The organism is Teichococcus rhizosphaerae, assembly GCF_002631185.1.
Taxonomy (GTDB): domain Bacteria; phylum Pseudomonadota; class Alphaproteobacteria; order Acetobacterales; family Acetobacteraceae; genus Pseudoroseomonas; species Pseudoroseomonas rhizosphaerae.
In genome coordinates, this window is sequence record NZ_PDNU01000001.1 from 90,406 (window position 1) to 107,238 (window position 16,833).

Below are 16,833 nucleotides of genomic sequence, written 5' to 3' on the forward strand. Positions count from 1 at the left end.
ATCCGCCTGAAGGACCGATCATGTCGACACTCGATTCCGGCATCCGCCGCGCCATCCTCGATGCCGTCCAGGCGCTGGAAGGGGAGGCGGTGGCGGCGCTGGAGCGGCTGGTGCGCTGTCCCTCCACCCTGGGCAACGAGGCTTCCGCGCTGGACGAGATGGCGCGCAACTACCAGTCCCTCGGCCTCGACCCGATCCGCATCCCCACCGTGCCGGAGCGGCTGGCGAGCCATCCCGGCTTCTCGCCGCCGCTGATCTCCTATGCGGGGCGCGACAACGTGGCCGCCGTGTTCAAGCCGCGCGAGCGCAAGGGCCGCTCCCTGGTGCTGCAGGGCCATGTGGACGTGGTGCCGGAGGGCGCGGCCGACATCTGGGCGACGCCCCCCTACGAGCCCTCCATCCGCGACGGTCGGATGTATGGCCGCGGCGCGGGCGACATGAAGGCGGGCGACATCTCCAACGTCATGGCCTTCCGCGCCCTCCAGCTTGCCGGGCTGCAGCCGGCGGCGGAGGTGCAGTTCCATTCCGTCATCGAGGAGGAATGCACCGGCAACGGCGCCCTGGCCTGCATGCTGGCCCTGCCGAAATGCGATGCCGTGATCATCCCCGAGCCCGGCCCGGGCGTGGAGGGGCTCTACACCGCCGAGGTCGGCGTGATCTGGGCCTGGGTGACGGTGACGGGCCGCCCCGTGCATGTGCGGGACATGCAGGCGGGGGTGAACGCCATCGAGGCGGCCTATGTCATCTCCCAGCGCTTCAAGGCCTATGAGTCGGAGATGAACCGGGCGGAGAACATCCATTCCTCCTTCTTCGGCGTGAACCACCCGGTGAACGTCAATTTCGGCACGGTGCAGGGCGGCGAGTGGAACAGCTCCGTCCCCACCCGCACCAAGATCGGCCTGCGCGTCGGCATCATGGTCGGCAACACGGCGAAGAAGGTGAAGGCCGACATCGAGCGGCTGGTGGCCGAGGCGGCGGCGGATGAGCGGCTGCGCGGCACCCGAGTGGAGCTGGAATTCGCCGGCTTCATGGCCGACCCCTGCGTGTTCGACAAGGAAGCGCCCATCGTGCGGATGGTGCAGCGCCACTTCGCCGAGGCGAATGGCCGCGAGCTGCGCGACTATCCGGCCTCGGGCCTGACCGATGGCCGCTTCTTCCAGATCTACCAGGACACGCCGGTGGCCTGCTTCGGGCCGGACGCGGATTCCATCCACGGCATCGACGAGAGCGTCGGGCTGGACAGCTTCCACGCCACCACGCGCACCATCGCCCTGACCATGGCCGAGTGGTGCGGGGTGGAAAAGGCATGAGCGCCGCCGGCAACCTCCCCGTCTCCGGCGCCCGCCTCTGGGACAGCCTGATGGAGATGGCCAGGATCGGCGCCACGGCGAAGGGCGGCTGCAACCGGCAGACGCTGACCGACCTCGATGGCGAGGGCCGCGCCCTGCTGCGCCGCTGGGCCGCGGAGATCGGCTGCACCGTCAGCGTGGACCGCGTCGGCAACATGGTGCTGCGGCGGGAGGGGCGGGACCCCTCGCGCCCGGCCGTCGCCATGGGCAGCCATCTCGACACCCAGCCCACGGGCGGCAAGTTCGACGGCGTGCTGGGCGTGCTGGCGGGGCTCGAGGTGCTGCGCGCCCTGCACGAGGCGGGCATCGAGACCGAGGCCCCCATCGTCCTGGTCAACTGGACCAACGAGGAGGGCGCCCGCTTCGCGCCGCCCATGATGGGCAGCGGCGTGGCCATGGGGCTGTTCGACGAGGCGGAGGTTCTCGCCAAGACCGACCCGGCCGGCGCCGTGTTCGGCGAGGAGCTGCGCCGCATCGGCTGGCAGGGCGAGGCGGAGCCCGCCGCGCTGCAATCCCTCGGTGCCTATTTCGAGCTGCATATCGAGCAGGGCCCGCTGCTGGAGGCGGACGGCATCCCGGTGGGCGTGGTGGACCGCGCGCTCGCGCAGCTCTGGTTCGACGTCACCGTCACCGGCGAGGACGCGCATGCCGGCTCGGCCATGGGGCCGCGGCGGGACGCGATGGTGGCCGCCGCCATCCTCGTCCAGGCGGTGGAGGAGATCGCGCGTGAGGCGGGCGCGGATGGGCGCGGCACGGTGGGCCGCCTCACCGTGACGCCGGACAGCCGCAACGTGGTGCCGAGCCGGGTCTGGTTCAGTGTCGATTTCCGCCATGGCGACCCGCGGGCCCTGGCGCGGATGGGCGAGGCGCTGGAAGCGCGCGCCGAGGCCCTGGCCGCCGCGCGCGGCGTGGAGATCGCGGTGGAACCCTTCTGGGAGTTCCCGCTGACGCCTTTCGACCCCGCGCTGGTGGATGCGCTGCGCCGCGCCGCCGAGGGGCGCGGCCTGGCCTATCGCGTGATGCCCACGGGCATCGGGCATGACGCCGTCTATGTCGCGCGCCGCGTGCCGACGGCGATGATCTTCGTCCCCTGCGAGGGGGGCATCAGCCACAACGAGGCCGAGGCCATCACGCCCGAATGGGCGGAGGCCGGGCTGGTCGTGCTCGCCGACGCGGTGCTGGCCACCGCCGGCCGCGCCACAGGAGAATGAACCCCATGCGCATCGCCATCGGCGGCTTCCTGCACGAGAGCCATTCCTTCGCGCCGCGCTCGACGGAATGGGAGGATTTCCTCCATCCCGGCGGCTTCCCGCCCTTCCAGCGCGGCGCCGCGATGATCGACACGCTGCGGCCGAGCGCGGTGCCCGCCGCCGGCGCCATCGCGGTGGGCGAGGCGCGTGGCGACATGCTGGTGCCGCTCGCCTGGGCCTTCGCCAACCCGGCCGGCCCGGTGCGCGCGGGCGCCTTCGAGCGCATCGCCGCCTGCATCGTGGCGGACCTCACCGCCGCCCTGCAGGAGGCGCCGCTGGATGGCGTCTATCTCGACCTGCACGGCGCCATGGTGGCCGAGGAATACCCGGATGCGGAGGGCGAGCTGCTGCGCCGCGTGCGCGCCGTGGTGGGGCCGGACGTGCCCGTCGCCGCCAGCCTCGACCCGCATTGCAACCTGACCGGGCGCATGGTGCGGATGGCCGATGTGCTGGTGCCGTTCCGCACCTATCCGCATGTGGACATGAAGCAGGCCGGCGCGCGGGCCATGGAGCTGCTGGGCGCCCGCATCGCGCGCGGGGCGCCCTATGCGCGGGCCTTCCGCCAGCTCGACTACTGGATCTCGCTGACGGCGCAATGCACGCTGGTGGAGCCGATGAAGGGGGTGATGGACCTCCGCGCCACCCTGGCCGAGAGGGCGGGCGTGGTGGAGCTCGGCTTCTGCTTCGGCTTCCCCTATGCCGACTTCCCCGATTGCGGCGTGGCGCTCGCCTGCTATGCCGAGGACCAGAACGCCGCCGATGCCGCCGCCGACGCGCTGCTGGCCGAGCTGGTGGCGCGGGAGCCCCTGTTCGCGGGCGGCGTCTCGCCCGTGGCGGAAGGGGTGGCGGAGGCCATCGCCGTTGCCGCAACTGGCCCCGGCAGGCCCGTCATCCTGGCCGACACGCAGGACAACCCCGGCGGCGGCGGCCATGGCGACACCACTGGCCTGCTGGCCGAGCTGGTGCGGCAGGATGCCGATGCCGTGCTGGGCCTGATCAACGATGCCGAGAGCGCCGCCGCCTGCCACGCGGCGGGCGAGGGCGCCGAGGTGACGCTGAGGCTCGGCGGCAAGTCGGATGGCGCGCCGCTGGAGGTGACGGGAAAGGTGCTGCGCCTGTCCGATGGCCGCTTCACCTGCACCGGCCCGATGACGGGCGGCAACATCGCCGATCTCGGCCCTTCGGCGCTGCTCGGCATCGGCCGGGTGAAGGTGGTGCTGGTCAGCCGCAAGATGCAGGCGCATGACCAGGCGCTGTTCCGGCACCTGGGCGTGGAGCCGGCGGCGGAGAAGATCGTGGCGGTGAAGAGCAGCGTGCATTTCCGCGCCGACTTCCAGCCGCTGGCGGAGCGGGTGATCGTGGTGGCGGCGCCCGGCCCGGTGGTGGCCGACCCGTCCTCGCTGCCCTTCCAGAACCTGCGCGAGGGCCTGCGCACCCGCCCCCACGGCGCGAACGCGTGAACTGACAGAAAAAAAGAAGGGGTCCGGGGAATTCCTTCCCCAGCCTTTTTACTTCTCTTCCAGAAAGCCCCTGACCGCCTCCGCCTTCGGCATCGGCGCCACCGCGCCATATCCCGTGGTGGCCAGGGCGGCGGCCGCGTTGGCGTAGCGCGCCGCGTCCTCCAGGGAATCCCCCGCCACGAAGCGGGCGAGGAAGTTCCCGGCGAAGGTGTCTCCCGCGCCGGTCGCGTCCACGGCCTTGACCTGGCGGCCGGGCAGGGCGGTGCGTCCCTCCCGCGTGGCCACCACCGCGCCCGCCTTGCCGAGCTTCAGGATCACGCGCGGCACCAGCTCCAGATAGAAGTCGATGATGGCGTCGGGCTCGGTGAGGCCGGTGAGGGCGGTGGCGTCGTCCTGGCTGGGGAAGGCGAGGTCGGCCATGCGCAGCGCCGCGTGGATGGTGGCGGCGGCGCGCGGCATGGGCCACAGCGCGCGGCGCAGGTTGGTGTCGTAGGAGACCGTCACGCCGGCCTCGCGGGCGATCTCCATGGCGCGGAAGCAGGCATCCGCCGCGCTGGTGGAGATGGCCTGGCTGATGCCGGACAGGTGCAGCACCTTCGCGCGCCGGATGGCCTGCTCCGGCATCTCCTCCGGCGTCATGCGGCTGGCGGCGCTGCCGGCGCGGTAGAAGGTGAATTCGTGCCCGTCCGGCCCGTGCTTGACGAAGTAGATGCCGGTGGGCGCGTCCCCGCGGCGGATCACCGTGCCGGCGTCCACCCCCTCGCGCCGCCACAGCGCCATGAAGCTGTCGCCGGGCGCATCCCGGCCGATGGCGGTGATGTAGCCCGCCCGAGCCCCCGCGCGGGCGGCGGCGATGGCGGCGTTGGAGGTGTCCCCGCCATGGCCTTCCAGATAGAGGGCGCGGCCCTTCTCGTCGGGCGGGAGCTGGTTGAACTCCAGCATCGGCTCGCCCAGGCAGAGGATCTCGGGAGGAGCGGCTTCCGGCGCGCTCATGCCTGCATGATCCCGAGCGCCTCGCGCGCCGCCGCCTGCACCGCCTCGCGGTTGCCGGCGGCGATCGCCCGCTCATCCACCAGCTTGCCGCCGATGCCGACAAAGGCGGCGCCGGCCGCGATGTACTCGCCCGCGTTGCGCGCATCGACGCCGCCCGTGGGGCAGAAATCGACGCCCGGAAACACTGAGCGCAGCGCCTTGATGTGGGCGGGCCCGCCGGCCGAACTGGCGGGGAAGATCTTGACCACGTCGGCCCCGGCGGCGCGGGCGGCGCGCACCTCGGTGGGCGTCAGCGCGCCCATCATCAGGCAGGCGCCGGCCTCGCGGGCGGGGGCGGCCAGGGAAGGGTCCACCCAGGGCGAGACCAGGAAGCGCGCGCCCGCCTGGAGGCAGGCCTCGGCCGCGGCGGCATTCGGCACCGTGCCGGCGCCGACCAATAGGCCCGGCTCCGCCGCCAGCTCGCGGATGATGGAAAGCGCGTCCGGCGTGGTGAGCGTGATCTCGAAGATGGTGATGCCGGCCTCGCGCAGCCATTGCGCCGCGGTGGCCGCATGGGCGGCGGTGCCGGTGCGCAGGACGGGCACGATGCGGGCGGCGCGGAAGGTGTCGATCAACGGATGCGGGGCCATGGATGCCTCCTTCACGGCGGGCGCGGCGGCGGCGTGGCATCCGCGCGAGGGCGGCAAGGCTAGCCGGGCGGGGCAGGGCCGTGAAGCGGGTGGCGGCGTTTTGCCGGCTATGGCCACGGCGCCGGGCTTTCTCAGGCGCGGGAAGCGAGCGCCTCGGCCGTCCTTTCCAGCGCCCGCGCCGCGCCATGCGCGTGCCGGAGCTTCTCGGCAGTTTCCCCCAGCGCCTCGTGGTAGCGGCTGACCTGGACGGAGAGGCCGCCAGTCGCCTCGCGCAAGGAGGCGAGGCCCGCGCGGAACCCGGCCACGGCGGCGGCCTGCTCGGCCAGGGCCGCTTCCAGGCGGCGGAGGGCGAGGCGCAGCCGGTCCTCAGGCGATTGCGGGAAGGGCAGCGGCGTGACGGCTTCGGGCTCCATGGGGATCTCTCGGCTGATTGCTAACGGATGGTGAACGCTACGCCATCTCAAAAAATATACATAGTCAAGAAAAAGACAACGCGGCCTGTTCCCGCCGCTCCTTCGGGCCGAAAGGTCATTCCCCCGCCCATTCCGATCTGCTCTAACGCCCGGCCCTTCCCCTCCAGCCGCCCGGGTCCGTACCATGTCCGGCATCATCGGCATCGATTTCGGCACGACGAACAGCGTCATCGCCCTGCGCGACGAGGAGGGGCGGGTCAGCACCGTGCGCTACGCCGTGGGGGGCAGGGTGGTGGACACCTTCCGCTCGCTGCTCTGCTTCTGGGCTGAGGAGACCGGGCCCTCGCGGGGGAAGCTCCGGCACGCCGCCGGGCCTCACGCCATCGAGGCCTATCTGGACGATCCGCTGGGCAGCCGGCTGATCATGTCGATGAAGAGCTACCTCGCCAGCCGCAGCTTCACCGAGACGCGCGTCTTCGGGCGCGGCTACGGGCTGGAGGAGCTGATCTCGCTGTTCCTGCGCGCGCTGGCTGGTCATGCGGCCGACGGGGCCTCGCTCGCGGGGGCGCGGGTGGTGGCGGGGCGGCCGGTGCGTTTCGTGGGCGAGCAGGCGGATGACGCTCTGGCCGAGCGCCGGCTGCGCGCCGCCTTCGCCGGCGCCGGCTGGGAGGCGCTCGACTTCGCGCTGGAGCCGGAAGCGGCGGGCCACCGCTTCGCCGCCGGGCTGGAAGGGGCGGCGCATGTGCTGGTGGGCGATTTCGGCGGCGGCACCAGCGACTTCTCGCTGCTGCGCTTCGAGGAGCCCGGCGCGCGCCGGCGGGTCACCGCGCTCGGCCATGCGGGCGTCGGCATCGCGGGCGACGCCTTCGACTACCGGATCATCGACAACGTGGTCTCGCCCCGGCTGGGCAAGGGCGGCACTTACCGCGTGATGGGCACGGCCCTGCCGGTGCCGCCCAGCTTCTACACCAGCTTCGCGCGCTGGCACCGGCTCTCGCTGATGCGGGCGCCGCGCACGCTGCGCGAGATCGGCGAGGTGGCGCGCGCCGCCGACCACCCGGAGCAGCTGCACCACCTGATCCGGCTGGTGGAGGACGAGGCGGGCTACGCGCTCTACCAGGCGGTGTCCGGGGTGAAGGCGGCGCTCTCGGGCGCGGAGGAGGCGGTGCTGCGCTTCCGCCACGGCGGCTTCGCCCTGGAGGAGACGGTGCGGCGGGCGGATTTCGAGGCCTGGATCGCGCCCGAGCTGGCCCGGTTCGGCGGCGCGGTGGACCAGGCGCTGGCCGAGGCGGGGGTGGCGGCCGATGCGGTGGACCGGGTCTTCCTGACCGGCGGCACCTCGCTGGTGCCGGCGGTGCGGCGGCTGTTCGAGGTACGCTTCGGCGGGGAGCGGGTGGCGCATGGCGGCGAGTTCGTCTCGGTCGCCGAGGGGCTGGCGCTGATCGGCGCCGAGCGGGTGCCGGCCTAGCCGCCCCATTCGCCCGTGGCGGGGGCCGGGTGGCTCCGCAACGCCAGGGCCGCCGCGCAGGGCAGCGCCAGCAGCAGCAGCACGCCGGCCCAGCCGAGCGCCGCCCCGCCGCCCAGCACGAGGCTGCCGGCCGCGCCGCCCAGCAGCGCCAGCAGCAGGCTGACCAGCCGGTGGGGCTTGCCGGCCTCCCTCAGCGGCGCCAGCGCGGCGCCCCGCTCCGGCATCGCCGCCAGCGCGGCGGTGGCGGCGAGGGCGCGGTACCCGGCGGGCGCCAGCAGCGCGGCCTGCGCCAGGCGGAACAGCGGCAGCCCCAGCGCGGGCAGCAGGAAGGGCAGGACGGGCGCCATCTCCGTCGCGCGGGCCGCGGCGAGCGCCAGGGTCCAGGGCAGGGCCAGCACCGCCAGGGCCAGCCAGAGCGCGTCGGCGGCGAAGGCGGAAGGCTCGGCCAGCAGGTGGCGGCGCTGGGCGGCCGACAGGCCCCGGTGGCAGGGATGCAGCAGGGCGGTGCCATGCCGCCGCAGCCCGTGCAGCAGCCCCGCCACCCCCGCCTGCGGCGCGGCGGGGACGTGGCCGGCGGCCAGGCCATCGGCCAGTTCCAGCCCGTCCCAGCCCTGGGCCAGCAGGCGCAGGCCAAGCTCGGCGGGCGGGCAGGGCGCCGCCTCGTCCCAGCCGCCGGCCATGTCCAGCGCATCCCGGCGGATCAGGGCGAGGGCCGGGCGCAGCGGCACGGCGCGGTGCTCGTTGCGGGCGCGCTGCACGCGCGGCCAGCGCGAGGCATCGGCGGCATGGGCCAGCCGCTCCGCGCGGGAGGCTCCCCGCCCCGGCGCGCAGGCGGTGGCCTGCACGAAGCCCAGGCCCTGGTCGTGGAAGAAGGGCACGGCGCGGCGCAGCCAGTCCGGCTTCACGCGGCAGCCGGGCTCCAGTGTGGCGACCAGCGCCGCATCGGGCGCCATCTCGCGCAGGGCGAAGTTGCGCGCCGCCGCACGCTGGCCAGCGCCGAGATGGAAGAAGCGGAAGCGCGGGCCGAGCCGGGCGCAATGCTCGGCCACCGGCTCCCAGGTCTCGGGGCTGTGGCTGCTGTCCAGCACCAGCACCTCCAGCGCGCCGTAATCCAGCTCGGCCAGGTGGTCCAGCGTGTCGCGCAGCGTGGCGGCGGGCACGTCCTGCGCCGGCAGGTGCACGGACACGCGCGGCTGCGGCGCCCCGGGATGGTCCAGCGCCACGCGGCGGCGGTGGAAGGCGCGGGTGAACAGCGCATCGGCCAGCAGGCGGGTCTCGCGCAGCAGCAGCACGGCCAGCGGCAGCAGCGGAACCAGCAGCGCCAGCCAGCTTGGATGCGCGGCCACGCCCTGCCGCAGCAGCACCGCCAGCCCGCCCGCCAGGGCCTGCGCCACCAGGGCGGTCATCAGCACGCCGGGCCAGCGCAGCGCCGCGCCGCCGGCCAGCGCCCAGGCGCCGCCAAGCAGCCCGCCGAGCGCCGCGGCCGCAGCCCAGCCGGCCGACGCCGTGCCGCCCGCCGCCAGCCACGCCCCGCCCTGGCCCAGCGCGAGCAGGGGCAGCAGCAGCCGGAAGGCAGCGGATTGGCCCCGTTCCGGCCGCGCGCCCAGCGGCGTGGCGGCGGAGACGCAGGCGGTGCCCGGAACCGGGCGGTGGGCGCGTGCATTCATGGCGTTGCGAATCCAGACGACGTTGCGCGTCGCGCGATGACTCCTCCTATGCGGGTGCCCTGCGGCGGCGGATCGGCGTCTTGATGGCAGGAATGGGGCCTGAAGGCGTGACCCCGCCGCTTCCAGCGACTAAACCCCCGTTGCCCCCCTTCAGGAACGGAGACCGCCCGGCCATGGATGTCGCCATCGAGATCGCAGTGATCCTGCTGCTGGTTTTGTTGAACGGCGTCTTCGCCATGAGCGAACTCGCCATCGTCTCCTCGCGCCGGGTGCGGCTGCTGGGCATGCAGCGCGGCGGGCGGGCGGGCGCCACGGCGGCGCTGGCGCTGGCCGAGGACCCGCAGCGCTTCCTGCCCACGGTGCAGGTGGGCATCACCCTTGTCGGCGTGCTGGCCGGCGCCTTCGCGGGCCAGGGGCTGGCGCAGCGCCTGAGCGGGGTGCTGGCGCAGATCCCGGGGCTGGAAAGCTATGCCGGCGAGCTCGCGCTCGGCCTCGTGGTGCTCGGCATCACCTATCTCTCGCTGATCCTGGGCGAGCTGGTGCCGAAGCAGCTGGCGCTCCGCAACCCGGAGGCGGTGGCGGTGATGGTGGCCCAGCCCATGTCCCTGCTGTCCCGCATCGCCGCCCCCATGGTGTGGCTGCTGTCCCGCTCCTCGGCCCTGGTGCTGGGGCTGCTCGGTGCCGGCAAGCCGGTTTCCGCGACCATCACGGAAGAGGAGGTGCGCGCCGCCGTGGCCGAGGGCGCCGAGGCCGGCGCGCTGGAAACCGAGGAGCACCACATGATCGAGCGCGTGCTGCGGCTGGCCGACAAGCCGGTGCGCGCGCTGATGACGCCGCGCACCGAGGTGGAGTGGATCGACCGCAACGCCCAGCCCGAGGAGGTGGCCACCCGGCTGCGCGCCAGCACCGTGACGCGCTTCGTGGTGGCGGATGGGCGGATCGACAACGTGGTCGGCGTGGTGGCGGCCAAGGAGCTGCTGGACCAGCTTCTCGCCGGCGACGCGCTGGACCTGAAGGCGGTGCTGCGCCAGCCCGCCGTGCTGCCCGACGGCCTTTCGGCCCTGGACGGCCTCGCCCGCCTGCGCACCGATCCGCTCGGCATCGCGCTGGTGATGGACGAGTATGGCAGCTTCGAGGGCGTGGTCACGGCGTCCGACCTGCTGGAGGCGATCGTGGGCGAGCTGGGCCCGGTGCCGCTGCCGCAGGCCGGCGGCCTGGTGGAGCGGCATGACGGCAGCCTGCTGCTGGACGGCATGATGCCGAGCGACGAGCTGCGCGCCCGCCTGTCGCTGCCCAACCTGCCGAGCGAGGGCAGCTACCACACCGTGGCCGGGCTGGTGCTGGCGCTGCTGCAGCGCGTGCCGCGCGAGGGCGACCGCATCGTCTGGGCCGGCTGGCGCTTCGAGATCGTCGACATGGACGGGCGGCGCGTGGACAAGGTGCTGGTCAGCCAGGACCCGACCGGCACCGGCGGCACCGCCGCATAAGCGAAAAGGCCCGCGCCTCCTTGCGGAAGCGCGGGCCCCGGAAGACCCCTCCGCCCACCGGGCGGAGGGAGGCAGCCAGGCTCAGAGGCCGGCCTGGGTGACGAACTTGGTGTTCAGATAGGCCTCGATCGCCTCCGAGCCACCTTCCGAGCCGTAGCCGCTGTCCTTGATGCCGCCGAAGGGCACTTCCGGCAGGGCAAGGCCCAGGTGGTTGATCGTCATCATGCCGGTCTCGACCTGGCTGGCGATGGCGTTCGCCGTCTTGGCCGAGCGGGTGAAGGCATAGGCCGCGAGGCCGAAGGGGAGGCGGTTGCTCTCCTCCACCACCTCGTCGAAGTCCTTGAAGGGGACCATCAGCGCGAGCGGCCCGAACGGCTCCTCGTTCATGGCGCGCATCTCGCGGGTCAGGCCGGTGACGACCGTGGGCTCGTAGAAATAGCCCTTGTTGCCGATGCGGTTGCCGCCCGTGCGGACCTCGGCGCCCTTCTGCCGGGCATCGGCCACCAGCGCCTCCATGGCGGGGATGCGGCGGTCATTGGCCAGCGGGCCCATCTGCACGCCATCCTCCAGGCCGTTGCCGACCTTGAGCGACTTGGCATAGGCGGTGAACTTGTCGACGAACTGGTCGAACACCTTCTCCTGCACCAGGAAGCGCGTCGGCGAGACGCAGACCTGGCCGGCGTTGCGGAACTTGCTGCCGGCGAGGGTCTTGCTGGCATGCTCCACATCGGCGTCGTCGAACACGATGGCGGGGGCGTGGCCGCCCAGCTCCATCGTCGCGCGCTTCATGTACTTGCCGGCCATCTCGGCCAGGTGCTTGCCGACCGGCGTGGAGCCGGTGAAGGTCACCTTCTTGATGGTCGGGTGCGGGATCAGATAGGAGGAGATCTCCGCCGGCACGCCATAGACGAGGCCGACCACGCCCTTCGGCAGCCCGGCATCGATGAAGCAGCGGATCAGCTCGGCCGGGGAGGCCGGCGTCTCCTCCGGCGCCTTGACGATGATCGAGCAGCCGGTGGCCAGCGCCGCGGACAGCTTGCGCACCACCTGGTTGATCGGGAAGTTCCACGGCGTGAAGGCCGCGACGGGGCCGACCGGCTCCTTCACCACGAGCTGGTACACGCCCTCGGCACGCGCCGGGATCACGCGGCCATAGGCGCGGCGGGCTTCCTCGGCGAACCAGTCGATGACGTCGGCGCCCGCCATCACCTCCATCTTCGCCTCGGGCAGCGGCTTGCCCTGTTCCAGCGTCATCAGCCTGGCGATGTTGTCGGCGCGCGAGCGCAGCAGGTCGGCGGCCTTGCGCATCAGCTTCGAGCGCTCGAAGGCGGAGACCTTCTTCCACACGGCGAAGCCGCGCTCGGCGGCGGCCAGCGCCTCGTCGAGGTCGCTCTCATTGGCGTGCGGAACAGTGCCGATCTGCTCCTCGGTGGCGGGGTTCAGCACGGGAATGGCGCGGCCGCCGGTCGCGGCACGCCACTGGCCATCGATGTGGAGCAGAACGTCCTGATACATGAGATAGCGTCTCCTCAAACGGCTCAGAGTTGGCGCGAATGTGGACCCGCCTCGCGGGAAGCGCCACCCCTTGACGGGGAGATTTACCGACTCATCGGATGATCAGGCAGCAGGCTCCGGCCTGCGCGCATGAAAAAGGCCGGAGCTTGCGCCCCGGCCCGTAGGTCCTGCCGCAAAGGCCGGCCTCAGCCTTCCTGAAGCACCGCGACGCCCGGCAGCGTCTTGCCTTCCAGCCACTCCAGGAAGGCGCCGCCGGCGGAGGAGACATAGGTCATCCGCTCGGACACGCCCGCATGGCGCAGCGCCGAGACGGTGTCGCCGCCGCCGCCGATGGTCTTGAGGCCGGCGGAGGTGGTCAGCGCCGCGGCGGCCTGCGCCACCTGCACCGTGGCCGTGTCGAAGGGCGGGATCTCGAAGGCGCCGAAGGGGCCGTTCCACACCAGGGTGGAGGCGCGCTTGAGGCGGGCTTCCACGGCGGCGACGGTGCCGGGGCCGACATCGAGCGCCATCATGCCGTCCGGCACGTTGTCGGTGGTGACGGTGCGGTGCGGCGCGTTGGCGGCGAAGGCATCGGCAACGACGAGGTCCTCCGGCAGCAGCACCTCGCAATTGGCGGCCTTCGCCTCGTCGAGGATGCGCAGCGCCGTCTCGTGCATCTCCGCTTCCTGCAGCGACTTGCCCATGGACTTGCCCTGGGCGGCGAGGAAGGTGTTCGCCATGGCGCCGCCGATCACCAGCACATCGACCTTCTTCGACAGGTTGCCGAGCAGGTCGAGCTTGGTGGAGACCTTGGCGCCGCCGACGATGGCGACCACGGGGCGCGCCGGGGTGCCGAGCGCCGCGTCCAGCGCCTCCAGTTCGGCCTGCATCAGCCGGCCGGCATAGGAAGGCAGCCTGTGCGCCACGCCCTCGGTGGAGGCATGCGCGCGGTGGGCGGCGGAGAAGGCGTCGTTGACGAAGACGTCGCCGAGCTTCGCCAGCGCCTCCACCATCGCCGGGTCGTTCTTCTCCTCGCCGGCGTGGTAGCGGGTGTTCTCCAGCACCAGCACCTCGCCATCCTTCAGCGCCGCGACCGCCTGCTCGGCCGTCGCACCGATGCAGTCATCGGCGAAGGCGACAGGCTTGCCGAGGGTCGCCGAAAGCGCCTCCGCCATCGGCTTCAGCGACATCTCCGGCACCCGCTTGCCCTTGGGCCGGTCGAAGTGGCTGAGCACGATGACGCGCGCGCCCTTCTCCGCCAGTTCGCGGATGGTGGGCGAGAGGCGCTCGATGCGCGTGCGGTCGGTGATCTGGCCGTCGCGCACCGGCACGTTGAGGTCGGCGCGCAGCAGGACCCGCTTGCCGGCGGGGTCGAGCTGATCGAGCGTCCGGAAACGGGCCATCGCCGCGCCCTCCCTCAGAGCTTGCCGAGATAGGCGGCGGTGTCCGACATGCGGTTGGAGAAGCCCCACTCGTTGTCGTACCAGCTCATCACGCGCACCAGCCCGCCATCGACCACCTGGGTCTGCGTGGCGTCGAAGGTGGAGGAGGCGGGGTTGTGGTTGAAGTCGATGGAGACGAGCTTCTCGGTGCTGTAGCCGAGGACGCCCTTCAGCTCGCCCTCAGCCGCTTCCTTGATCGCCGCGTTGATCTCTTCCTTGGTCAGCCCGGTCTTCTTCGGCACGAAGTCGAGCGAGACGAGGGAGACGTTCGGCGTCGGGATGCGGATGGCGGTGCCGTCCAGCTTGCCGGCCAGCTCGGGCAGCACCAGGCCCACGGCCTTCGCCGCGCCCGTCGAGGTCGGGATGGCGGAGACGGCGGCCGCGCGGGCGCGGTGCAGGTCCTTGTGCAGCGTGTCCACGGTGTTCTGGTCGCCCGTGTAGGCGTGGATGGTGACCATGTAGCCGCGCTCGATGCCGAACTTCTCGTGCAGCACCTTGGCGACGGGCGCCAGGCAGTTGGTGGTGCAGGAGGCGTTGGAGACGATCTTGTCCTCGGCCGTCAGCGTCTTGTGGTTCACGCCATAGACGATGGTCTTGTCCGAGTTCTCGCCGGGGGCGGAGATCAGGACGCGCTTCGCGCCCGTGCCCAGCAGCACCTGCGCCTTCTCGCGCGCAGTGAAGATGCCGGTGCACTCGGCGGCGATGTCCACGCCTTCCCACTTCAGCTTGGTCGGGTCGCGCTCGGCCGTCACCTTGATGGGGCCCCAGGTCTTGCCGTGGGCCTTGATGGTGATGCTGTCGCCCTCGACGATCACCTCGCCGGGGAAGCGGCCATGCACGCTGTCGTAGCGGAACAGGTGCGCATTGGCCTCCACGGAGCCAAGGTCGTTGATCGCCACGAACTCGACATCGTCGCGCCCGCTCTCGCAGGCGGCGCGCAGCACCAGGCGGCCGATGCGCCCGAACCCGTTGATCGCGACCTTAACAGCCATGGTGTCTTTCCTTGTCTTTCCCAGTGTTTGCCGAGAACCGGTGTTGGTCTGAGTTGTTCAGGCCAGCTTGCGCCGGACCGCGGCGACGGCCGCCTCGGCGGTGATGCCGAAGTGGCGATAGAGATCGTCGGCGGGGGCCGAGGCGCCGAACCCCGTCATGCCGATGAAGGTTGCATCGCTGCCAAGCCAGCGCTCCCAGCCGAAGCCGAGCGCGGCCTCGATGCCGATGCGCGGGGCCTCGCCCAGCACGGCGGCACGGTAGCTCTCGTCCTGCAGCGCGAACAGCTCCCAGCAAGGCAGGGACACCACGGCGGTGGGGATGCCCTCCGCCTCCAGCGTGGCGCGCGCGGACATGGCGAGTTGCACCTCGGAGCCGGTGGCGATCAGCGTCGCGCGGCGGGGCCCCGAGGCCTCGGCCAGCACGTAGCCGCCGCGGGCCGAGCGGTTCTCGCCCGCCTCCTCGCGCAGCGCGGGGAGGTTCTGGCGGGACAGCGCCAGCACCGAGGGGCCGTCGGCGCGGGCCACCGCCAGCTCCCAGCACTCGGCCGTCTCCATCGCGTCCGCCGGGCGGAACACGAAGAGGTTCGGGATGGCGCGCAGGCTGGCCAGCGTTTCCACCGGCTGGTGCGTCGGGCCGTCCTCGCCGAGGCCGATGCTGTCATGCGTCAGCACATGCACCACCCGCGTGCGCATCAGCGCGGCGAGGCGGATGGAGGGGCGCATGTAGTCGGCGAAGACCAGGAAGGTGCCGCCATAGGGGATGATGCCGCCATGCAGCGCCATGCCGTTCATGGCGGCGGCCATGCCGTGCTCGCGGATGCCCCAGTGGATGTAGCGCCCGCCGAAATTGGCCGGCGACAGCACGGGGATGCCCTTGACGTTGGTGTTGTTGGAGCCGGTGAGGTCGGCCGAGCCGCCGATCATCTCGGGAATGGCCGGCACCAGCACCTCCAGCGCGCGCTGCGAGGCGACGCGGGTGGCGATCTTGGGCTTGTCCTCGGCCAGCTTCGCGCGGTAGGCGGCTGCGGCCTCGTGCCAGCCCTCCGGCAGCTTGCCGGCCATGGCGCGCTCGAACTCGGCCTTCTGCGGGTGGTTGGCCAGGCGCTTTAGCCAGGAGCGGCGCGTGCCGGCGGAGCGGCGGCCGGCGGCCTCCCAGGCGGCCTTGATGTCCTCGGGGATCTCGAAGGGCGCGGCCGTCCAGCCCAGCGCCCGCTTCGCGGCATCGGCCTCGGAGCCGCCCAGCGGGCTGCCATGGCTGCCGGCGGTGCCCGCCTTGGTGGGGGCCGCGAAGCCGATGATGGTGCGGCAGGCGATGATGGTGGGGCGGGTGCTGCGCGTCGCCCCTTCCAGCGCTTTCTCCACCTCCTCGGCATTGTGCCCGTCGACGCGCTTCACCGCCCAGCCATAGGAGGCGAAGCGCTTCAGCACGTCGTCCGAGCTCGCCATGTCGACGCTGCCGTCGATGCAGATGCCGTTGTCGTCCCACAGCACGGTCAGCTTGTTCAGCTTGAAGTGCCCGGCGATGGAGGCGGCCTCGTGGCTGATGCCCTCCATCAGGCAGCCATCGCCGGCGATCACCCAGGTGCGGTGATCGACCAGGCTCTTGCCGAAGCGGGTGGCGAGGTGGCGCTCGGCCAGCGCCATGCCCACCGCGTTGGCCAGCCCCTGGCCGAGCGGCCCGGTGGTGGTCTCGATGGCCGGGTGCTCGCCATATTCCGGATGGCCGGCGGCCACCGAATGGAGCTGGCGGAACTTCCGCAGGTCGTCCGCCGCCATGCCGGCATGGCCGGAAAGGTGCAGCCAGGCATAGAGCAGCATCGAGCCATGGCCGGCGGACAACACGAAGCGGTCGCGGTCCGCCCAGCGGGGATCGGCGGCGTCGTGCTTGAGGAACTTGGTGAACAGCACCGTGGCCGCGTCCGCCATGCCCATCGGCATGCCGGGGTGGCCGGACTTCGCCTGCTCCACCGCGTCGATCGCCAGGGCGCGGATCGCGTCGGCCATGCGCCGCGTTTCGGTCACCGGCAGGACGAGGATCTTCTCCTGCGCCGCGATGGCGGGGTTGGCGGAGGCATCGGGGAGGGGGGCGATACTGGCCAAGGTCAAGAACCTCTCTGGCGTCGGGACGGCTATAGAGGGGCCGGCAGGAAGCGGCAACCCGGCGGGCCTTCACGCCCGCAACAGCCTTG

Annotated in this window: 13 protein-coding genes; 5 read left to right on the top strand and 8 right to left on the bottom strand. The window is 72.2% G+C overall.

The window, feature by feature from the left end; translation table 11 throughout:
• Positions 1-20 precede the first annotated feature (20 nt).
• The 3 genes from CR162_RS00430 to CR162_RS00440 are packed head-to-tail and all read left to right on the top strand — an operon-like array spanning position 21 to position 4,059.
• A complete protein-coding gene (locus CR162_RS00430) occupies positions 21-1,310 on the top strand; it encodes an ArgE/DapE family deacylase (protein WP_099093564.1) in 1,290 nt (429 codons plus the stop codon).
• Positions 1,307-2,560, top strand: coding sequence for a Zn-dependent hydrolase (locus CR162_RS00435; RefSeq protein WP_099093565.1), 1,254 nt, complete (start codon positions 1,307-1,309; stop codon positions 2,558-2,560). Before CR162_RS00430 ends, CR162_RS00435 begins: the two co-directional genes overlap by 4 nt.
• A gap of 5 nt (positions 2,561-2,565) precedes the next feature.
• Positions 2,566-4,059, top strand: coding sequence for a M81 family metallopeptidase (locus CR162_RS00440; RefSeq protein WP_099093566.1), 1,494 nt, complete (start codon positions 2,566-2,568; stop codon positions 4,057-4,059).
• 48 nt (positions 4,060-4,107) lie between these two features.
• Here the strand turns inward: CR162_RS00440 and CR162_RS00445 are convergent, their stop codons facing one another.
• The 3 genes from CR162_RS00445 to CR162_RS00455 form a co-directional block, all read right to left on the bottom strand.
• Positions 4,108-5,052, bottom strand: coding sequence for a sugar kinase (locus CR162_RS00445; protein ID WP_099093567.1), 945 nt, complete (start codon positions 5,050-5,052; stop codon positions 4,108-4,110).
• Positions 5,049-5,681, bottom strand: coding sequence for a bifunctional 4-hydroxy-2-oxoglutarate aldolase/2-dehydro-3-deoxy-phosphogluconate aldolase (locus CR162_RS00450; protein ID WP_099093568.1), 633 nt, complete (start codon positions 5,679-5,681; stop codon positions 5,049-5,051). The genes CR162_RS00445 and CR162_RS00450 overlap by 4 nt, the downstream gene beginning before the upstream one ends.
• A 131-nt stretch (positions 5,682-5,812) precedes the next feature.
• Entirely contained in the window at positions 5,813-6,094 is a 282-nt protein-coding gene (locus CR162_RS00455; protein ID WP_099093569.1) for a hypothetical protein, read from the bottom strand.
• 184 nt (positions 6,095-6,278) lie between these two features.
• Here CR162_RS00455 and CR162_RS00460 point away from each other — a divergent pair, with 184 nt between their 5' ends.
• Positions 6,279-7,562, top strand: coding sequence for an Hsp70 family protein (locus CR162_RS00460; RefSeq protein WP_099093570.1), 1,284 nt, complete (start codon positions 6,279-6,281; stop codon positions 7,560-7,562).
• Here CR162_RS00460 and CR162_RS00465 read toward each other — a convergent pair.
• The gene (locus tag CR162_RS00465; RefSeq protein WP_099093571.1) at positions 7,559-9,229 is read right to left on the bottom strand and encodes a glycosyltransferase; all 1,671 of its coding nucleotides are present in this window, start codon (positions 9,227-9,229) and stop codon (positions 7,559-7,561) included. The genes CR162_RS00460 and CR162_RS00465 overlap by 4 nt on opposite strands.
• A gap of 173 nt (positions 9,230-9,402) precedes the next feature.
• On the opposite strand from CR162_RS00465, the gene CR162_RS00470 reads away from it, so the two are divergent.
• Complete coding sequence (locus tag CR162_RS00470) at positions 9,403-10,716, top strand: hemolysin family protein (protein WP_099093572.1); 1,314 nt, start codon at positions 9,403-9,405, stop codon at positions 10,714-10,716.
• An 81-nt stretch (positions 10,717-10,797) separates the two neighbouring features.
• Here the strand turns inward: CR162_RS00470 and CR162_RS00475 are convergent, their stop codons facing one another.
• The 4 genes from CR162_RS00475 to tkt all read right to left on the bottom strand — a co-directional run bounded on the left by CR162_RS00475 (position 10,798) and on the right by tkt (position 16,735).
• Positions 10,798-12,231 (bottom strand): NAD-dependent succinate-semialdehyde dehydrogenase, encoded by a 1,434-nt coding sequence (locus CR162_RS00475; RefSeq protein WP_099093573.1) that lies wholly within the window; start codon positions 12,229-12,231, stop codon positions 10,798-10,800.
• 185 nt (positions 12,232-12,416) lie between these two features.
• The gene (locus CR162_RS00480; protein ID WP_099093574.1) at positions 12,417-13,613 is read right to left on the bottom strand and encodes a phosphoglycerate kinase; all 1,197 of its coding nucleotides are present in this window, start codon (positions 13,611-13,613) and stop codon (positions 12,417-12,419) included.
• A 14-nt stretch (positions 13,614-13,627) separates the two neighbouring features.
• Positions 13,628-14,644 (bottom strand): type I glyceraldehyde-3-phosphate dehydrogenase, encoded by a 1,017-nt coding sequence (gene gap / locus CR162_RS00485; protein ID WP_099093575.1) that lies wholly within the window; start codon positions 14,642-14,644, stop codon positions 13,628-13,630.
• Between the two features lie 57 nt (positions 14,645-14,701).
• Positions 14,702-16,735, bottom strand: a complete 2,034-nt coding sequence (gene tkt, locus CR162_RS00490; protein WP_408887444.1) for a transketolase — start codon at positions 16,733-16,735, stop codon at positions 14,702-14,704.
• Positions 16,736-16,833: the final 98 nt, after the last annotated feature.

Bases quoted from the DNA above. Each gene is read 5' to 3' on its own strand.
- CR162_RS00430 (WP_099093564.1), top strand. From the start codon at position 21: ATGTCGACACTCGATTCCGGCATCCGCCGCGCCATCCTCGATGCCGTC.
- CR162_RS00435 (WP_099093565.1), top strand. From the start codon at position 1,307: ATGAGCGCCGCCGGCAACCTCCCCGTCTCCGGCGCCCGCCTCTGGGAC.
- CR162_RS00440 (WP_099093566.1), top strand. From the start codon at position 2,566: ATGCGCATCGCCATCGGCGGCTTCCTGCACGAGAGCCATTCCTTCGCG.
- CR162_RS00445 (WP_099093567.1), bottom strand. From the start codon at position 5,052: ATGAGCGCGCCGGAAGCCGCTCCTCCCGAGATCCTCTGCCTGGGCGAG.
- CR162_RS00450 (WP_099093568.1), bottom strand. From the start codon at position 5,681: ATGGCCCCGCATCCGTTGATCGACACCTTCCGCGCCGCCCGCATCGTG.
- CR162_RS00455 (WP_099093569.1), bottom strand. From the start codon at position 6,094: ATGGAGCCCGAAGCCGTCACGCCGCTGCCCTTCCCGCAATCGCCTGAG.
- CR162_RS00460 (WP_099093570.1), top strand. From the start codon at position 6,279: ATGTCCGGCATCATCGGCATCGATTTCGGCACGACGAACAGCGTCATC.
- CR162_RS00465 (WP_099093571.1), bottom strand. From the start codon at position 9,229: ATGAATGCACGCGCCCACCGCCCGGTTCCGGGCACCGCCTGCGTCTCC.
- CR162_RS00470 (WP_099093572.1), top strand. From the start codon at position 9,403: ATGGATGTCGCCATCGAGATCGCAGTGATCCTGCTGCTGGTTTTGTTG.
- CR162_RS00475 (WP_099093573.1), bottom strand. From the start codon at position 12,231: ATGTATCAGGACGTTCTGCTCCACATCGATGGCCAGTGGCGTGCCGCG.
- CR162_RS00480 (WP_099093574.1), bottom strand. From the start codon at position 13,613: ATGGCCCGTTTCCGGACGCTCGATCAGCTCGACCCCGCCGGCAAGCGG.
- gap (WP_099093575.1), bottom strand. From the start codon at position 14,644: ATGGCTGTTAAGGTCGCGATCAACGGGTTCGGGCGCATCGGCCGCCTG.